At 72.7% G+C, this 18,204-nt stretch carries 14 protein-coding genes and 2 pseudogenes; 6 read left to right on the forward strand and 10 right to left on the reverse strand.

The window, feature by feature from the left end:
* The coding region (locus ACZ7LS_RS31175) for a discoidin domain-containing protein (RefSeq protein WP_382668568.1) at positions 1–674 on the reverse strand (674 nt) is incomplete at its 3' end.
* Positions 675–825: 151 nt separating this feature from the next.
* Positions 826–3,297 carry an RICIN domain-containing protein gene (locus ACZ7LS_RS31180; RefSeq protein WP_385132964.1) on the reverse strand — a complete coding sequence of 824 codons (2,472 nt, stop codon included), beginning with the start codon at positions 3,295–3,297 and terminating at the stop codon, positions 826–828.
* 310 nt (positions 3,298–3,607) lie between these two features.
* Here ACZ7LS_RS31180 and ACZ7LS_RS31185 point away from each other — a divergent pair, with 310 nt between their 5' ends.
* Positions 3,608–5,692 carry a SpoIIE family protein phosphatase gene (locus ACZ7LS_RS31185; RefSeq protein WP_385132961.1) on the forward strand — a complete coding sequence of 695 codons (2,085 nt, stop codon included), beginning with the start codon at positions 3,608–3,610 and terminating at the stop codon, positions 5,690–5,692.
* A 250-nt stretch (positions 5,693–5,942) separates the two neighbouring features.
* On the opposite strand, the gene ACZ7LS_RS31190 is transcribed toward ACZ7LS_RS31185, so the two are convergent.
* The 3 genes from ACZ7LS_RS31190 to ACZ7LS_RS31200 form a co-directional block, all read right to left on the reverse strand.
* On the reverse strand, positions 5,943–6,818 hold the full coding sequence (locus tag ACZ7LS_RS31190) for a TroA family protein (protein WP_382524525.1): 876 nt from the start codon (positions 6,816–6,818) through the stop codon (positions 5,943–5,945).
* Positions 6,819–7,006: 188 nt separating this feature from the next.
* Positions 7,007–7,666, reverse strand: coding sequence for a response regulator (locus ACZ7LS_RS31195; RefSeq protein WP_385132958.1), 660 nt, complete (start codon positions 7,664–7,666; stop codon positions 7,007–7,009).
* Positions 7,667–7,668: 2 nt separating this feature from the next.
* The gene (locus ACZ7LS_RS31200) at positions 7,669–8,721 is read right to left on the reverse strand and encodes a HAMP domain-containing sensor histidine kinase (RefSeq protein ID WP_385132955.1); all 1,053 of its coding nucleotides are present in this window, start codon (positions 8,719–8,721) and stop codon (positions 7,669–7,671) included.
* Positions 8,722–8,927: 206 nt separating this feature from the next.
* On the opposite strand from ACZ7LS_RS31200, the gene ACZ7LS_RS31205 reads away from it, so the two are divergent.
* The 5 genes and pseudogenes from ACZ7LS_RS31205 (at position 8,928) to ACZ7LS_RS31225 (ending at position 13,322) form a co-directional block, all read left to right on the forward strand.
* On the forward strand, positions 8,928–9,221 hold the full coding sequence (locus ACZ7LS_RS31205; protein ID WP_382524530.1) for a DUF3040 domain-containing protein: 294 nt from the start codon (positions 8,928–8,930) through the stop codon (positions 9,219–9,221).
* Between the two features lie 435 nt (positions 9,222–9,656).
* Positions 9,657–10,142: a cation:proton antiporter regulatory subunit gene (locus tag ACZ7LS_RS31210; protein WP_382524532.1), complete on the forward strand. Its 486-nt coding sequence runs from the start codon at positions 9,657–9,659 to the stop codon at positions 10,140–10,142.
* A 6-nt stretch (positions 10,143–10,148) separates the two neighbouring features.
* Positions 10,149–11,426, forward strand: coding sequence for a cation:proton antiporter (locus tag ACZ7LS_RS31215; RefSeq protein WP_382524534.1), 1,278 nt, complete (start codon positions 10,149–10,151; stop codon positions 11,424–11,426).
* A gap of 314 nt (positions 11,427–11,740) precedes the next feature.
* Positions 11,741–12,142, forward strand: a pseudogene (locus tag ACZ7LS_RS31220) (BlaI/MecI/CopY family transcriptional regulator); the annotation flags it as partial.
* A 196-nt stretch (positions 12,143–12,338) separates the two neighbouring features.
* Positions 12,339–13,322 (forward strand): M56 family metallopeptidase, encoded by a 984-nt coding sequence (locus ACZ7LS_RS31225; RefSeq protein WP_382524536.1) that lies wholly within the window; start codon positions 12,339–12,341, stop codon positions 13,320–13,322.
* 74 nt (positions 13,323–13,396) lie between these two features.
* Here ACZ7LS_RS31225 and ACZ7LS_RS31230 read toward each other — a convergent pair whose 3' ends face one another.
* From ACZ7LS_RS31230 to dhaK, 5 genes and pseudogenes are all read right to left on the reverse strand, one after another.
* On the reverse strand, positions 13,397–14,986 hold the full coding sequence (locus tag ACZ7LS_RS31230) for an SDR family oxidoreductase (protein ID WP_382524537.1): 1,590 nt from the start codon (positions 14,984–14,986) through the stop codon (positions 13,397–13,399).
* Positions 14,987–15,107: 121 nt separating this feature from the next.
* Positions 15,108–15,779: pseudogene (locus ACZ7LS_RS31235) on the reverse strand (monooxygenase); the annotation flags it as partial.
* Between the two features lie 262 nt (positions 15,780–16,041).
* Positions 16,042–16,452: a PTS-dependent dihydroxyacetone kinase phosphotransferase subunit DhaM gene (locus ACZ7LS_RS31240; protein ID WP_382524539.1), complete on the reverse strand. Its 411-nt coding sequence runs from the start codon at positions 16,450–16,452 to the stop codon at positions 16,042–16,044.
* Positions 16,449–17,054: a dihydroxyacetone kinase subunit DhaL gene (gene dhaL / locus ACZ7LS_RS31245; protein ID WP_382668859.1), complete on the reverse strand. Its 606-nt coding sequence runs from the start codon at positions 17,052–17,054 to the stop codon at positions 16,449–16,451. The genes ACZ7LS_RS31240 and dhaL overlap by 4 nt, the downstream gene beginning before the upstream one ends.
* Before the next feature lie 100 nt (positions 17,055–17,154).
* The gene (dhaK, locus tag ACZ7LS_RS31250) at positions 17,155–18,147 is read right to left on the reverse strand and encodes a dihydroxyacetone kinase subunit DhaK (protein ID WP_382524541.1); all 993 of its coding nucleotides are present in this window, start codon (positions 18,145–18,147) and stop codon (positions 17,155–17,157) included.
* Positions 18,148–18,204: the final 57 nt, after the last annotated feature.

The raw sequence follows: 18,204 nt of genomic DNA on the forward strand, positions 1-18,204 counted from the left end.
GATTCCTGCTGCCGGAAGATCTCGTCCAGCCTGCCCTGGATGTTGGGCGTCGACGGATCGAAGACCACCACGTTCGGCCCCAGATCACCACCGCCCGGGAGCGGGCCCCCGCCGCCGGAGGTGCCGCCGAAGACCTGGAACTCCCAGAGCGAATAGCCCCATTGGGTGGCGCGCGCGGTGCCGTACACCCGCACGTAGCGGGCGTTGCCCGAGACATTGAGCGTTTCCGTGCCGCCGGGCCCGGTGGTGGTGGAGTACGCGGTGGTCCAGTTCGTGCCGTTGGCCGAGAACTCGATCCGGTACGCGGTGGCGTACGCGGTCTCCCAGCGCAGCACGATCTGACTGACGGCGGCGGTGGCGCCCAGGTCGACCTGGATCCACTGCGGATCGGACGCGGCGCTCGACCAGCGGGTCCCGTTGTCGCCGTCGACGGCCCCGGTGGCGGGGGTGCCGCCGTTCTCCTGGCTGGAGGCGGTCACGGGCTTGCCCTGGGAGAGCAGGGTCGGCGCGGCCTGGGCGGAGGTGCCGGGGATGAGGAGGAGCAGGGAGGCGATCAGGGTGGCCGCGAGGGAGGCGGCCAGCCCTCGCCTGCTCGCCGGGCGCCGGGCTGCGGGGCGCCGGCGTGCGGGCGAGGGTCTGCGGAACACCGGTGAAGCGAGCGGAGGAGCGTGCATGGGCAGGTCTCCTGAGTCATCGGCACTGCGGGAGGTGTGGTGGGAGAGAGCCTGGAGAGCGCTCTCTGAGTACCCGAGATGCTTCTCCCGCGCCTCCTGCTCGTCAAGAGTTGTGCGCGATCCCGGCGCGGGCGGCCGTGGTGAGGTCCTGTCAGAGCAGCTTCCACAGATGGTCGTCCGTGCCGTTGTCGTCGAACTGGACCACCTGGGCGCTGTTGGCGGTCGACATCCCGTCGACGCCCAGCACCTTCCCGCTGTGCTTGTTGCGGATGCGGTACCAGCCGTCGCCGTTGTCCAGCAGCTGCCAGAGGTGGTCGTCGGTCCCGTTGTCCGCGAACTGCACCACCGGCGCGCTGTTGGCGGTGGACATTCCGTCGACGCCGAGCACCTTGCCGCTGTTCCCGTTCCGGATCAGGGACCAGCCGCCGCCGGCGTCGGTCAGCTGCCAGGCGTGGTCCGCCGTACCGGAGTTGTCGAACTGCACCACCCGGGCGCTGTCAGTCAGCGACATCCTGTCCACGGCCAGGACCTTCCCGCTGTGCTTGTTCTGGACACGGTGGAAGGCGGGTTCGGGTATCCAGGGCCGGCCTTCGGGGTGTGCGGTCGGGAAGGCGGTGACACGGAGCCTGGCCGCGCCCATCGGGATCAGCGTGACCCGCTCCACGGCCGACGTGCTGCGGGCCGGTCCGTCCTGGAGGGGAGCGATGACCCGCTCGTCGTCCGCGACCCACTCGGTGATCCGGCGGGCGGGGGCGGTGATCCGGACCGGGGTGCCCTCCTGGGTGAAGGGATCGGCCGGCAGCGGGCCGCTGTCGGCGGTGAACCGCAGATCCGCCGGCGGATCACCGGGCCGGTCGGTGGCGAGGCCGTAGTTCCACGGTCCGCTCGCGTGCACGGCGACCTCCGGGAAGTCGTCCGTCCCGGCGTAGCGCTCGTATCGCTCGCCGATCCGCAGGGAATAGGTCAGCGGGCCGTGGTCGACACTGACGGCGCCGTGGTTGTCGTCCCAGCGGCGTACGGTGGTGCGCTGCGGCAGCCGCAGCGTCACCCGGTCCCCGTCGCTCCACGCGCGGTCGACCTTGACGAAGGAGGGGCCCGCCGTGGCGGCTGTGCGCCGCCCGTTGACGGAGAGTTCGGGCTGTGCGCACCAGCCGGGAATCCGCAGATACAGCGGGAAGCGGAGGCGGCGCGGGGTGGAGACGGTGAGTGTGACCGTCTCCTTGAAGGGATAGTCGGTGTCCTCGGTGACGGTGATCTCCGTCCCGTCGGCGACCTTCGCGCGGACGCGGCTCGCGGCGTACATCGCGGCGGCCAGCCCCCGGTCGGGGGTCGCGAGCCACAACTCCTCGGTGAAGTAGGTCCAGCCCATGCCGTAGTTGTGGGGGCAGCAGCGGTACTGGTCGACGCCCGGCTGGAACGACTGCATCGCGAAGCCGTTCTGGAACTGCCCCTGGGTCTTGCGGGAGTTGTCGAGACCGACGCTGTTGGCGGAGGTGATGTAGTGCACGCCCCGGCCCCATGGGTCCGTGGCGGCCGGCAGCAGGTTGAAGGCCAGCTCCTCGCAGCGGTCGGCCCACACCGGGTCGCCGGTGATACGGGTGAGCAGTTCATGGCTGGCCATGAACTCGACGATTCCGCAGGTCTCGAAGCCCTGCCGGGGGTCGCCGAAGCCGGGCCGGGCGTTCTCGTCCCCCGCGAATCCGCCACCGGGGAACTGGCCGTAAGTGCCCATGATGGCGGCGTAGTTGCGGTAGGTGGACCGGGTGAGGTCGGCGGACCCCGAACGCAGGGCGTACTGCGCGGGCTCGCGGAAACCCTGCGCGATATTGACATTGTGCAGATCGGGGAAGTTGTCGACCCAGTTCGCGCCGTGCGTGTGCATGGTGTCGGCCAGGTCGAGAAGGAAGGGCTCGCGGGTGCGGTTGTAGACCCACATGGCGATGTCGAGACCGTCGCCCCAGCGTTTGGAAACCCAGCTGGAGTTGAAGGCCCCGGGGCCCTGCGCGTTCATATAGCGGAGGAACGGCACGACGAACGGCAGGACGCGCTGGTCGCCGGTGGACTCCTCGTGCGAACGCAGTGCCTGGAGCAGCGGGAGGTAGGGCCAGAAGTCGGGGCCGCCGTTGAGAGCCGTACGCAGCCGGGTGGGGCCGAAGAAACCGTCCGGCTGCCGCGTGGCGAGGATCGCGTCGATCCAGCGGCGGCTCGTGGCGAGGGCGTCCCGGTCGCCGGTGAGCGCGGCGAGGCCGACGTATCCGCGCAGCCAGTAGGTGACCTCCTCCCAGCCGTCCTTCTCCGGGTGCGCCCAGCCGGACTCGTCGAACCGCAGAAAGTGGGAGATCTCGGCGTAGCGGCCGAAGAGGCCGTCGAGGAGGAGGCGCAGCTGCCCCGAGAGCCAGCCGCGGGCCGTGACGCTGCCGAGAGGGAGTTTCTGGAAGGCGGTGGGGGCCAGCGGCGCGGCGTTCGGCGTGTACCAGCCGCCGCGTGCAGGGGCTGTGGACGAGGCGGGGGCGGCGGCCGGGGCCGGGGCTGAGGCGGAGGCCGAGGGTGCGAAGGGGCCGAGGAGGGCCCCGCTGCCGATCGCGAGGGCGCCGGTGTGCAGAAAACGTCGTCGGTCGAGCATGATCAGGGACTCCCATCCATGTCAGTGCCGAGCTGTACAACGTTGAAAACAGGGGGAGTTGGCATCACAGCACGCGGCTGTCGCTCTGTCCAGGCATGGGGCGGAGCGGACCGGAAGGCCGGCGGATTCTTCGGCCCGGTGGCCCACCGCGGGGCCCGGTCGAGGGGGGGGCGGACAGTAGTCCTGATTTGACCCATAATGCGACGTTTTGCCGGGAAAGTTACGCTACATGCGTTCGAACGCCACGAAAACTCAGTGAGGAGCCCCGGCCGGCTGACCGGGCTCCCCAGCCCACCTCCGGAGCGGGCGCATGGCAGGACGCGATCGGGACCGGGACCGGCCGGTGATCGGTGCGGACGAGAGACTCGCACTGAACCGCATGGGCAGCTTCGACTGGGACCTCGACAGCGGGGCCTTCGAGCTCGATGCGGCGGGCCTCGCTGTGTTCGACATGCGCCCCGACGAGTACGACGGTGTGGCCGGGACCCTGGCCTCACGCGTACCCCGGGAGGAGGGCCTGCGCCTCCAGGCCGTGGTGGACGCGGCGATCCGCAGCGGCCGGTCCTCGTACGGCTCGTACTTCCAGCTGACGCGCCGCACCGGAATGCGGCAGTGGACCCATACGCGAGGCCGCATCCTGCGGGACGAACAGGGCCATCCGTACCGCATCATCGGCATCGTGCGGAACGCCACGGCGGACCTCTCCGAGTTCACCGTGGTCAACCCGGCGGAAACGGGCGATACCGGCGGTACGGGCAGCGCGGGCATGACAGGCGCGGTCCACAGCGTCTCGGACGTCCTCTCCCGGGCGATCACCGTGGACGATGTCGCCGCCGCGCTGACGGGCGCGGGCGGTCTTGAGCAGTTCGGTGCCGACGGACTCGCGCTCGGAGTGGTGGAGGGCGGCGCCCTGAAGCTCATCGCGCTGGCGGGCGAGTCCATCGACGTGCTCGACGACCTGCGGCTCCACCGCCTCGACGGGTCCCTGCCGCTCGCCGAGGCGGTCCTGAACCAGCGGCCGAGGTTCGTCAGCTCCCTGCGTGATCTGGTGATCGACCGCTTCCCCCGGCTCCGGCCGTACGTCCGGGGGCTCGGGGCCAACGCGGCGGCCTTTCTGCCGCTGGTCGCCCAGTCCCGCTCCATCGGCTGTCTGGCGCTCTTCTACCGGCACCGCACGAACTTCTCGGCCGAGGACCGCACCACACTCATGGGCCTGGCGGGCATCGTGGCCCAGTCGCTCCAGCGCGCCGTCCTCTTCGACCAGGAGCGCGAGTTCGCGACCGGCCTCCAGGCGTCCATGCTGCCGCGCGACATCCCGGAGTTCCCCGGCGCCGAGATCGCGGTCCGCTATCACGCGGCCTGGAGCGGCAGAGAGGTGGGCGGCGACTGGTACGACGTGATCACACTGCCCGAGGGCCAGGTCGGCATCGTGATCGGTGACGTCCAGGGGCACGACACGCACGCCGCCGCCATCATGGGCCAGCTGCGTATCGCCCTGCGCGCCTTCGCGGGGGAGGGGCACGCGCCCGCGACCGTCCTGGCACGCGCCTCGCGCTTTCTCTCCGAACTCGACACGGAGCGCTTCGCGACCTGCGTATACGCCCAGGTGGACCTGGTCACCGGCGGAATGCGCGCCGTACGGGCCGGCCATCTCGGCCCCCTCGTCCGGCACAACGACGGCCGAATCGGCTGGCCCCATCTGCGCGGCGGACTGCCGCTGGGGTACGCCACGGCCTTCGGACAGGAGGAGTTCCCGGAGACCCGGCTCGACCTCGTACCCGGCGAGACCCTGGTGCTGTGCACCGACGGGCTGGTCGAGGAGCCCGGCAGCGACATCTCCGTTGGGATGGACGCCCTCGCCGAGATGGTGAGGACCGGTCCCGGGCAGGCGGGCGAGCTGGCCGACCATCTCTCGGAGCGGCTGTGGGAGCGCTGGGGGACGGGCGACGACATCGCGCTGCTCGTGCTGCGCCGCCGCCCCGATCCCGGAACCGACCAGGCGCCCCGTATCCATCTGTACGTCCACCAGGCGGACCCGGAGGGCCTGGTCGAGAGCCGTGCCGTGCTGCGCCAGGCGCTGGCCGACTGGGGGCTGGCCGCGCTCATCGACGATGTGGAGCTGGCCGCGGGCGAGCTGCTCGTGAATGTGCTGCTCCACACCGAGGGTGGCGCCGTACTCACCCTGGAGGTCCTGCCGGAGCCGGTGCGCAGGGTACGCCTGTGGGTCAAGGACCGCTCCAGCGTCTGGCCCCGCCGCCGCGAGCCCGGCGAGGCGGCCACCTCGGGAAGAGGGCTGCTGCTGGTGGACGCGGTGGCCGCCCGCTGGGGGGTCGAGCCGCGCGGGGACGGCAAGGCGGTCTGGTGCGAGTTCCAGCCGGACGGCAGACCGGGCTGAGCGCGACCGGGCGGGGAGCGCGGCTCCCGGGAAGCGGATGCCGGCGCCCCGCGACGCGGAGCGGATGCCGGCGGACGGGTCCGGGGGCGGCGTCCCCGGACCTGGTCGGCGGGGACGCCTGGGCGCCTGCGCCCACGCGCCCGCTCCCGCCTGCGATGACGACGGTCTGCGATGACGACGGCCTGCGATGACGACGGTCTGCGCGCACGCCCGCGCGCACGCCCACGCCCGCGCCCGCGCAGACGACGGCCTAAGCGCCGGCCGCGTCCACGGCGTCGGCGACCGTGTGGAGGAACCGGGCGTGCGCGCGGTGGCTGGCCGGCGCTTCCGGGTTCCACGGCACGATCCGCGCCCGCTCCTCAAGGGCACGCCAGTGCGCGTTGCCCCGGAGCCCGTCGCGCGGCGCCGCGTTCGCCCGTACGTCGGCGAGCACGATGTCCGCCTCCAGCGCGGCCGCCTCGGCCCACTCGGCCGTACGCCAGTTGGCCCCGCCGCCCTCCGCGGGCTCGATCAGCGCCACTCCCAGCTCGCTGACGGCCCGCAGATCGGGCCAGGTCAGCGGCCGGGCCAGATACGCCGTTTCCGGTCCCGCCGCCGAGAGGGCCAGCACCCGGGGCGCGCCGGGGCGCGCCGCCGCGGTACGCAGCCGGGCCTCCGCACGCTCCAGATCGGCCGCCGCGGGCCGGAGCGGTGTCCGCAGCGAGCGGGCCAGCGCGGTGAACCGGTCCCTGATCCCGTCGAGCGAGCGGTCCTTCCCCACGTCGAGGACGACGACGGGCACCTGCTCCTCCAGATGCTTGGCCGCCTCCGGGTCGATGCCGTACACCTGCCCGCCGCCGTAGCTGACGGCGACGACGAGATCCGGTTCGGCCGCGGACAGGGCGTCCAGATCGAGGGCGCTGCCCGCGCCGAAGGAGCGCAGTTCGGCGAGGGGCAGTTCGCCCGCCTTCGCCGGATCGGGGGTGTCCCCGTCATGGTGGGATCCGAAGATCCCCAGGGGACGCAGACCGTGGTCCCAGAGGGTCGCGCCCGCCTGTATGTAGGCCACCACGCGCGTCGGGTGGTTCCGTGCCACGGTGAGATGGCCGCGGTCGTCAGTGAACTCCCAGCTGTTGCCCGGGTTCATGCCTCGCCTCGTTCCGCTTGTGTTGGTGCGGTGTCCTGGGCGCCGAATCCGTACGCGGGTTCGCACGGGCGCCACCCACTCTCTGCCCAGCACGGGGCGCGCGGACTCCCGCCGCCGACCAGGCCCTGGCCACAAGTGGCGGCGTCCGTACCGGCGTTCCCTGCCGGGCGGGGCTTCGAGGCCGGGCCCTACGGCTCGATCAGACCGGCCCGGATCGCGTAGCGCGTGAGCTCCAGCCGGTCCCGCAGCCCGAGCTTCTGGAGGAGGTTGGCGCGATGGCGTTCGACGGTCTTGGCGCTGATGACCAGAAGGCCGGCGATCTCCTTGGACGTGTGCCCCTCGGCCACCAGCTTGAGGATCTCCTCCTCGCGGGGCGTGATCGCGCTGTCGGGGATGCCGTCGCCCTGCCGTACCCGGTCGAGGTAGTTGCGGATCAGCGCGGTCACGGCCCCGGGGTAGAGGAACGGCTCGTCGCGCATCGCGGCCCAGCACGCCTCCACCAGGTCCCGGTCGGCGACGGACTTGAGGACGTAGCCGCTCGCCCCGGACTTCAGCGCCTCGAAGAAATACTGCTCGTTGTCGTACATCGTCAGCATCAGGATGCGGATCTCCGGCCGGCGCGCGGCGAGTTCGCGCGCCGCCTGGAGGCCGGTCAGCCGGGGCATCGCGATGTCCAGAATGGCCAGGTCGGGCCGGTGGGCGTGGGCCATCTCCACGGCTTCCGCGCCGTCGCCCGCCTCGGCGACGACCGTCAGATCCGGTTCGTTGTCGAGGATCAGCCGGACGCCCCGGCGGACCAGGGCGTGATCGTCCGCCAGGAGGATGCGGGTCTGGGGCGCCTCGGGCATGGTCAGTCGCTTCCTTTGATCTCGTCGCTCTCGGAACTCCGGCCGCCGATGCCGCTGCCGCCGCTTCCGGAGTCGTTCCCGCTGTTTCCGGCGTGCTCGCCGATCGGCACGCGCAGCCGTACGTCCGTTCCGCCGCCGGGGGCGCCACCGCGCTCGCTGCCGCGCCCCACCGACAGCTCGGCGCCGATGAGCAGGGCCCGTTCGCGCATCCCGCGGATGCCCGCGCCCTCGGTCGCCCCGCCGATCCCGCGTCCGTCGTCGCTGAGACGCAGCTCCACCATCCCGGTGGTGCGCCGGAGCGTGAGAGCCACGTGGCGCGCGTCGGCGTGGCGCACGACATTGGTGAGGCCCTCCTGCGCGACCCGGTAGAGCACCAGCTCGACGTCCTCGCCCAGCCGGGGCAGCGCGCTGTCGAAGCCGCTCCGTACGGAGAGGCCGGAGTGCGCGGTGATCTCGCTGGTCAGTGCCTTCAGCGCGCTGATGAGACCCAGCTCCTCCAGGACGCCGGGGCGGAGCCGACGGGCTATCCGGCGGATCTCGTCCAGACTGCCCCGGGTCGTCTCCTGCACATGGCGCAGCTCGTCGCGCAGCGGTGCGGGCGCCCGGTCGGCGACGCGCTTCAACTCAAGCAGCACCGCCGTGAGGGTCTGGCCGATCTCGTCGTGCAACTCCCGCGCGATCCTTCGGCGTTCGGCCTCCTGGGCGGAGAGCGCGAGTCCGCTGCTGGCGGCGCGTTCGGCCTCCAGCCGGTCGAGCATGGTGTTGAACGTCCTGATCAGCCCGGCGATCTCGCCATGCCCCGAGACCGCGGGCCTGCGTCCGGGGCGCAGCAGATCGGTCGTGGTCATGGCCCGGGTGAGCCGTTGCAGCGGAGCGAGCCCGATCCGCAGCAGCGCGGCGTTGGCGACGAGCATGGCCACCAGCCCCAGGGCCATGATCAGCGCTTCCGTGAGCAGTACGGGAGCGGAAACGGTGACGGGGCCGAGCAGGAGCAGGGCGGTGGCCGCGAACAGGACCGCGGCGTTGAGCAGAAAGATCCGCCAGAACAGGGACACGGAGCACGGCCTCCTCGCAGTAGACGCCCTCCACTATCGCCCGCCCGGAGAGCGCGGTCCGCCGGCCGCCCCGGGCGGGCGTCCTCCATGGGGGCGTACGCCCGCGCGTCTACATGTCGGCCACCCCCGGATATGGGTGTCGGCTCCGATGGCGCCCCGGTGCCAGGGCGGGTGATCGTGTGAGGGACCCGACGGGAAGGGAACTCGTGGCAGCCTTCGAAGAAGACCGGCGACTCGGCGATCTCGCCACACGGCTGCGTCAGGACGACCCCCGCTTCGCGCGCGCTCTGGAGACCGGCTCCCCCTGCCGTCCGCGTGAGTACCGGCACGGCGTCGCCTGGCTGCTGGTGGCCGTCGCACTGGGCGGATTCGTCCTGGGTGTCGTCGTCGGCCACGGGCTTCTCATCGCCGGCGGACTGGTGCTGGCCGGAGCGGCCGCCCATCTTTTCGACCCCGACCGGGGCCGCGTCCGGCAGGGCATCGCCCGCACCTCGGAATAACCCCTTTACGGGGCAGACCGCCCTTTCCTTCCCGTAAGGGTCAATCGGTACATTTTATTTTACGTTAAAATGGCAAGCGGGTGACCGACGCTTCCTTGAGTGTTGGTGTGCCCATGGCGGTGATTCTGGGCGGACGGTCGGTCACGCGGGGCTTGAGGGGGCGGTTTCCATATGCGCGCTCCCCTGCCCGTTCGCCGCGCCGGATCGACTGACGCCGCGTCGGTCCCGTCGCCGGTGCCCTTACCCGAGTTTCCCGCACCGTCGCCTCCCGTGACGGTGCTTCCGCACGGCGCATGACGCACGGCGCGTGATGCATGACGCGGAATCCCTGTCCGGTGGTGGGCGACACGCCGTCACGCCCGGCCGCCAGGTGGGCCCGTCCACGGGGCCGCCGTGCCCGCACACCCTCACGTCACGCCCGTATGGAGCGTTCTCATGGAGCCCACAGCTCACGTCAGCAAAACCTCCCTGCCCGGGGTCGGCACTCGCTACGACCTCAGCACCGAAGGGGGCAAGCATCTGTCGGTCGTCGTGCACCAGGACGGCCGGCGCATCCTCGCCTTCCACGATCCCGAGGACGACGACAACTGCCGGGACGCCGCGACGCTCGCCCCGCACGAGGCGACCGCGCTCTCCAAACTCCTGACGCCCGATCCCGTCGCGCATCTGCACCAGCACCTCGAAATCGATCTGCTCACCGAGCACATCCAGCTCACCAAGCGGTCCCCGTACGTGGGCCGGACTCTCGGCGCCACCCAGGTGCGGACCCGCACGGGCGCCTCGATCGTCGCCGTCCTGCGCCGCACCGACGCCTTCCCCTCACCCACCCCGGACTTCCGCTTCGCCCTGGGGGACACGCTCGTCGTCGTCGGCACCCGGGAAGGCGTGGACGCCGTCGCCGAACTGATCACCGGAGGATAAGCGCCCGTGCACGACACCACCGCTCTGCTCATCGAACTCGGGGCCATCATCCTGGGCCTCGGGATACTCGGCCGGCTCGCGGGCCGGGTGGGCTTCTCCGCCATTCCGCTCTATCTGCTCGCCGGGCTCGCCTTCGGCCAGGGCGGGCTGCTTCCGCTCAACGCCAGCGAGGAGTTCGTCGCCACCGGCGCGGAGATCGGCGTCATCCTGCTGCTGCTCCTGCTGGGGCTGGAGTACAGCGCCTCGGAACTCGTCTCCAACCTCAAGACCCAATACCCCTCCGGCATCGTCGACTTCGTCCTGAACGCCGTGCCGGGCGCCGCCGCCGCGCTGATCCTGGGCTGGGGTCCCGTCGCGGCGGTGGCCCTGGCCGGTGTCACCTGGATCTCCTCGTCCGGCGTGATCGCGAAGGTCCTCGGCGACCTCGGCCGGCTCGGCAACCGCGAAACCCCCGTGATCCTGGGTGTCCTGGTCATCGAAGACCTCGCCATGGCCGTCTATCTGCCGCTTCTCACGGCGCTGCTCGCCGGACTCAGCCTCGCGGGCGGGAGTCTCACGCTGCTGATCTCGCTCGGCACGGTCGGCGCCGTCCTCTATCTGGCCCTGCGGCACGGCCGGCTGATCAGCCGTGCGGTCTCCTCCGACAACCCGGAGATGCTGCTCCTGGTCGTCCTCGGGCTCACGGTCCTGGTCGCCGGAGTCGCGCAGGAGCTCCAAGTCTCCGCCGCCGTCGGCGCGTTCCTCGTCGGTATCGCGCTCTCCGGCGAGGTCGCCGAGGGCGCGCACAACCTGCTCGCCCCGCTGCGCGATCTGTTCGCCGCCGTCTTCTTCGTCTTCTTCGGCCTGAACACCGACCCGGCCGCCATTCCGCCGGTCCTCGTACCGGCGCTGATCCTGGCGACCGTCACCACCCTGACGAAGATCGGCACCGGCTGGTACGCGGCCAAACGGGCCGGAGTGCGCACCGCCGGCCGCTGGCGCACCGGCGGCACGCTCGTGGCGCGCGGAGAGTTCTCCATCGTCATCGCCGGACTGGCGGTCGGGGTGGAGCCCCGGATCGGGCCGCTGGCCACCGCGTACGTACTCATCCTGGTGATCCTCGGCCCGCTGGCGGCCCGTTGGACGGAGCCTCTGGCCCGGCGCCTCACGCGTAAGCCGGCCCCCGCCGCGCCCGTGCCGCCCGCCGCCGCTCCCGCCGCCCCGGCGCCCTCGCAGGCGTCCGCCTCGCCCGTGGCGGAGCCGCCCGCGACGGAGGCGAACGACACGGCGCCCAGCCACCCCTGAGCCTCGCCGGTCCGTCGGCGGAACGGCGAAGACGGGCACGGGCGGCGAAATCCAGCTGCGACGAGTACGGGGCACAGGGCGCGCGCCCTGCGCCCTGTGCCCCCTGCGCCGCCGGTGCCGGGTGTCCGGCCTGCCGGCGGACCCCCACGGCGGAATCCCGCCGCGACGCCGGCGAGCGCGGACCGGTGGCCCGAGCTGAAATCTACAGGACTGTAGAAGATTCCGGGAGTGCCCTCGCGTGAGCGCGGGGCGCTCCCGGCTCAGTAGCATGTACGACCTGCCCCCGTGCTGTGACGGCGCGGCAGGAGGGAGACATCGTGAGGGTGCACGGCAGTCCGGACGAGCGTCCCCGCCGACGCGGCCAGGGCGAGCTGGAGGCCCAGGTACTCGCCGCGCTGCGGCAGGCGCCGGGGCCCGTCACGGCCGCCTGGGTGCAGGACCGGATCGGCGGGCAACTCGCGTACACGACGGTGATGACCATCCTGACCCGGCTCCAGGCGAAGCGGGCGGTGACGCGGGAGCGCGCGGGCCGCTCCTTCGAATGGCGCGCGGCCTCGGACGAGGCGGGACTCGCCGCCCTCCGGATGCGCAAGGTGCTGGACGGGGAAGCGGACCGCGAGGCCGTGCTGGCGCGCTTCGTCACCGCGCTCTCCCCGGACGACGAACGGCTGCTGCGCGACCTGCTCGTCCTCCCCGAGGACGGCCCGGAACCGGAGGACGGCCACGCACCTGGATCTGGCCGCGCGGCCGCACCAGGCCCTGCGCCCGAATCCGGCCGTACGTCCGGCGACGGCCTTACGTCCGGCGACAGCCGCGCTTCCGGCGACGGCCGTGCGCCCGGATCCGGACCCGATGCCGGTTCCGGGGGCGGCTCCGGCGACGCGTCCGGGAACGGGGCGGGGGCCTGACGGAATGGGGCTGTTCGTCTTTCTGCCGCTCGTCCTGCCGCTGACCGCACTGCCGATCGCGCGCCTGGCCGAGGTCCATCTCCATCCCCGTGTCGCCACCCGGCTGCTGTCGGCGCTGGCCGGCGTCCTGGCGCTGTGCAGCACCGTCTGTCTGGGGCTGCTGGTGGTGGTCGGTACGGCGCAGCTGCCGGGCAACCCCCTGCCCGACGGCTGGTCGGACCCTGAGGTCAGGGAGGCGGTCCCGTACGACGAGATAGCGGGCAAGGCGGCCATCGTCGCCCTGGCCGGGGTCGCCGTCGGCTGCGCGGCCGCCGCCTGGCGCCATCACCGGGTGCGCCGCCGCGCGCAGCACGCGCTGGCCGGACTGCCCGACGGCGAACTCGCCGTACTGACCGACGACGCGCCGTACGCCTACGCGCTGCCCGGCCCCCGGGCCGCCACCGGGCCCGCCGTCGGCTCCGGCGCCGCCGCGCCGGGACGGATCGTGGTCTCCACCGCCATGCTCGCGTGCCTGGACGACCAGGAACGTACCGCCCTGATCGCGCATGAGCACGCGCATCTCCATGGCCGGCACCACCGGTTCCTGCTGGCGGTACGGCTCGCCGCGCGGGCCAATCCACTGCTGCGGCCGCTCAGGGCGGCGGTGGCGTACACCACCGAACGCTGGGCGGACGAGGAGGCGGCCCTGGCCACCGGCGAGCGCACGGTCGTGGCCCGCGCCATCGGCAAGGCCGCGCTGGTCTCCCGGGGCACCCCGACGCCGACTCTGGCCGGTTTCGCGGCGTCGGGACCGGGCCCAGGGCCGGTGCCGCGCAGGGTGGCCGCGCTGCTGGGGCCCGAGCCCTCGGCGGTCCGCTGGCCACCGATGTTCACCGCGGTGGGGCTGGCGGTCTGGGCGGCGGCAGCCGGAACGCTCGGCTCCGCCTTCTCCTCGGCGAACGCGACCATCACGCTCTTCCTCGTACTGAAGGCGGCCACGCCCCTCTGACGCAGAGCGCCCACGCCCTGTGACGGAAAGCGACCGCGCCTCCTGACGGAAAGCCGCCGCGCCCCCTGACGGTCTCAGGTCCGCGCGGGCTCTCCGGTCCCGGCCTCCGCCGCCGCCCCGGCCGCTTCATGGGCCTCGGCCGCCCGCGCGATATTGCGGGCCATCCCGCCGAACACCAGCGCGTGGAACGGCGAGACGCTCCACCAGTACGCGTGGCCGAGCAGCCCCTGCGGATGGAACACCGCCCGCTGCCGGAAAACCGTACGGTCCCGGTCGTCCAGGTCCGCGCGCAGCTCCAGCCAGGCGAGCCCCGGCAGCCGCATCTCCGCGCGCAGCCGCAGCAGCCGGCCCGGCTCGATCTCCTCCACCCGCCAGAAGTCCAGCGAGTCACCGACCCGCAGCCGTGCGGCATCGCGTCTGCCCCGGCGCAGCCCGACCCCGCCGACGAACCGGTCGAGCCAGCCCCGTACCGCCCAGGCGAGCGGGAACGAGTACCAGCCGTTGTCACCGCCGATGCCCTCGATGACGCGCCACAGCGAAGCGGCCGACGCGTTCACCGTCAGTTCGCGGCGGTCGGTGTAGAGGCTGCCGCCCGCCCAGTCGGGGTCGGTGGGCAGCGGATCGCTCGGCGCGCCCGGTACGGACGCGGACGACCAGCGGGTGGTCACCTCGGCGTCCTGGATACGCCGCAGGGCCAGTTCCACCGCGCGGTCGAAGGGGACGGGACCCCCCGGCGGATCGGGGAGGTACCGCGTGAGGTCCCGTTCACGGCAGACGACCTCGTGACGCAGGGACTCCGTCAGCGGCCGGGCGATCGAACGGGGCACCGGCGTCACCAGACCGATCCAGTGGCTGGACAGCCCCGGTGTCAGGACGGGCACCGGAAGGATGAGCCGCCGGGGAAGCCCGGCAACGGCCGCGTACCGCCGCATCATGTCCCGGTACGTCAGCACGTCGGGCCCGCCGATGTCGAAGGCCCGGCAGACCTCGGCGGGCAGCCGGGCGCAGCCCACGAGAAGACGCAGCACATCACGGACCGCGATCGGCTGGATGGACGTACTCACCCAGCTGGGCGTCACCATCACCGGCAGCCGCTCCGTGAGATAGCGCAGCATCTCGAACGAGGCGGACCCCGAGCCGATGACGACCGCGGCGCGCAGTACCACGGTCGGCACTCCCGAGCCGAGGAGGATACGGCCGACCTCGGCGCGCGAGCGCAGATGCGGGGAGAGTTCGCGCTCCGGGACCCCGGCCGGGGTGAGCCCGCCGAGATAGACGATGCGCCGTACGCCCGCGGCCCTGGCCCGCTCCGCGAAGATCCGGGCGGCCCTGCGGTCCGTGGCCGCGAAGTCCCGTCCCGTACCCAGCGCGTGCACCAGGTAGTACGCCACGTCGATGCCGTCCATGGCCGCCCGGACGGACTCGGGGTCGGTCACATCGCCGCGCACCACGTCGGTACGGCCGGCCCAGGGATGATCACGCAGCTTGCCGGGCGACCGGGCCAGGCAGCGGACCGTATGTCCGGCGTCCAGCAGCTCGGGCACCAGCCGGCCGCCGAGATATCCCGTGGCACCGGTGACCAGACAGCGCGCCCGCTCGCCGGGCTCCGTCCAAGGCTCCGCCCGCTCCGAAGCGGCCGGGAGATCCGGCTCGTCCGATGTCATGCGCCACACACCCCACTCCGTTCGATCCCTCAGGAGTGAGCCTGTGCCCGGAACGGACCGTCGGCAAGGCGGCGGCACCCCACGTAGCGAGGGCACCTCACGGCGAGGACACCTCACGTACTCATGCTCCCTCCGCCCGCCGCGGCGGATCCGCCGGCGCCGGCAGGGGAGGCCCGAAGAGCACCGCGCGCGCCACCCTCGGCGCGAAGAGCCCGCTGACCGGCGCGGTCAGCGCGCACGCGGCGCGGAACGCCGCTCCGACCACCGGATCGCCGGGGGCGCGGTCCAGCACCCGTTGGACGTACCAGGCGGCGGGACGGTCCGCCGGCCGCGTCCGCGCCGCGTTGCCGGTCGCCCCCGGCAGCACCCGGTCCGCGCCCGCCGCGATGTCCCAGGCCTGCCGCGCGGCCCCGAGCACGGCCCGCTGTACGCGCCGGGTCGTCGGCGTACGGCGGGGGTCGGCGAGCGCGTCGCGCAGCGCGAGCGCGCCCAGCGCGGCGACCGCCATACCCTGCCCGTGCACCGGATTGAAGGCGCACAGCGCGTCGCCCACGGCCAGGAACCCGGCCGGCCGGCGGCCCTGGAGGTCGTAGCGCCGCCGGACGTTGGCCGTCGAGCGGAACGCGTGGACCGCCGACTCCGGCCGGGCCCGCAACAGCCATTCGTGCAGCGCCGGATGGGGGAGCAGCGCCGTGAACTCGGTGAACGCGGCACCGTCCGAGGGCGGTTCGCTGCCGCGCAGCCCGGAGAGCGTGACGAGATAGCGGCCGTTCTCGATGGGCAGGGCGCGGCCGGGTCGGTCCCCGCGTCCGCCGCGTTCACCACGCTGGTCCCTCCGGGTCATGCCGACGGGGCATGCCGACGCCAACGGAGCTGTCGGCACCGCCGATCCGTGAGGGTTCAGTATTCCTGTGAGGTGTTGCGCCGATCACGACGGCTATGCGCCTTTTTCCACGCTTTCTCCGCCATGTGTCACCTCGGCGGCGGCGCCCCGGCGCGCCGGACCGTCCGCCGGTCGCTCCTCGCGGCGGCGGATCGTTCCCGTGGGCAGGGGATCATTCCTTGCGGTACTGGTACGCCTCCGCCGCCGCGGCGGCCACCGCGTCCAGGTCGCCGCCGGCCGAGGCGGTGACCATCGCGGCCACCGCGCCCTCCAGGAAAGGCGCGTCCACGAGCCGCGCGCCCTCCGGCAGTTCGTCCCCCTCGGCGAGCAACGACTTCACGGTCAGCACGGCGCTGCCGAGATCCACCAGGATCGCGATACCCGCCCCCCTGTCCACCTCCGCGGCGGCGGCCGCGATCAGCTCGGAGCTGGTGCCGAGCCCGCCGTCGGGGGTGCCGCCCGCCGCCGCCACCGGCGCGGTCGCACCGCCGCCCGCCAGCCCCCGGGCCAGCGCGGCGACGGCCACGGCGACCGGTCCGCTGTGCGACACCAGCACGATGCCCACCGGCGCCTCGATGCTCATTCCGCGGCCCCCGCCGTTTCCGCGAGCGCGCCGATCAGCAGGGCGGAGGACGTGGCCCCCGGATCCTGGTGCCCGACGCTCCGCTCGCCCAGATAGCTCGCCCTGCCCTTGCGCGCCTGGAGCGGTACGGTCGCCAGCGCCCCGCGGTCCGCCGCTTCCGCCGCCGCCGCGAACGAGGTGCCGAGCGCCTCGACCGCGGGCTCCAGCGCGTCCAGCATCGTCTTGTCGCCGGCTTTCGCCCCGCCCAGCTGGGCCACCGCCGCCACCCCCGTCCGCAGCGCCTCGGTCAGCTGCGCGGACGTCACCTCGGTGGCGTCGCCGAGTGCCTTGCCCGTGCGCCGCAACAGCGTCCCGTACAACGGCCCGGACGCGCCGCCCACCGTGGAGATGAGCAGACGTCCCGCCAGCATCAGTACGGCGCCGGGGCCGGCCGGCTCCTCCTTCTCCAGAGCGGTCACGACCGCCCGGAAACCGCGCTGCATATTGCTGCCGTGGTCGGCGTCGCCGATGGCCGAGTCCAGCTCGGTGAGCCGGTCCGCCTCACGCTCCACCGCGGCCGCCGCCGCGGTCAGCCAGCCGCGGAAGAAGCCGGTGTCGAGCATCCGGCCGGGATTCTGATCGGTCACGTGATCTCCTCGCCCCGTGGGTCGCGCCCTGCCGACCCTGCTGTCCGTCCCTGCCGTGCCGGGTTCCCCTCGGTGCTCAGCGGCCCCAGCGGAGCGCGGCGGTCTCGACCGGCGCGTCCCACAGCCGCAGCAGTTCCTCGTCCACCTGGCAGAGAGTCACCGAGCAGCCTGCCATGTCGAGCGAGGTCACGTAGTTGCCGACGAGAGTACGGGCCACCGCGACACCCCGCTCGCCCAGCACCCGCTGCACCTCGGCGTTGAATCCGTACAGCTCCAGCAGTGGTGTGCCGCCCATGCCGTTGACCAGAACGATCACCGGGCCCGACGGACGCAGATCCTCCAGCACCGCGTTCACCACGAAGTCCGCGATCTCGTGCGACGTCATCATCGCGCGCCGCTCACGGCCGGGCTCGCCATGGATCCCGATCCCCAGCTCCAGCTCGCCCTCGGGCAGGTCGAAGGTCGGGCTGCCCTTGGCGGGCGTGCTGACGGCGGTCAGGGCGACACCGAAACTCCGCGCGCTCTCGTTCACCCGCCGGCCGATCGCCTCGACCCGCTCCAGCGGCTGCCCCTCCTCGGCCGCGGCCCCCGCCAGTTTCTCGACGAACAAGGTCGCGCCCGTACCGCGCCGCCCCGCCGTGAAGAGACTGTCGGTCACCGCCACATCGTCGTTGACCAGCACCTTCGCGATCCGCACGCCCTCGTCCTCGGCCAGCTCGGCGGCCATGTCGAAGTTCAGGACGTCCCCGGTGTAGTTCTTGACGATGAACAGCACCCCGGCCCCGCTGTCGACCGCGGCGGCGGCCCGCACCATCTGATCGGGCACGGGGGACGTGAAGACCTCACCGGGACAGGCGGCGGAGAGCATCCCGGGACCGACGAACCCGGCGTGCAGCGGCTCATGCCCGGACCCGCCCCCGGACACGAGCCCGACCTTCCCCGCCACGGGCGCGTCGCTCCGTACCACCACACGGTTGTCCACATCGACGGAGAGCCTGGGATGCGCGGAGGCCAGACCCCGCAGGGCATCCGCGACGACGGTCTCCGGCACATTGATGAGCATCTTCATGGCTGACTCCTCGGTCGGCTGGCAGAACGGTGCGGCACGCCTCCGGATTCAGTATCG

It is taken from the genome of Streptomyces sp. NPDC039430 (assembly GCF_055639435.1).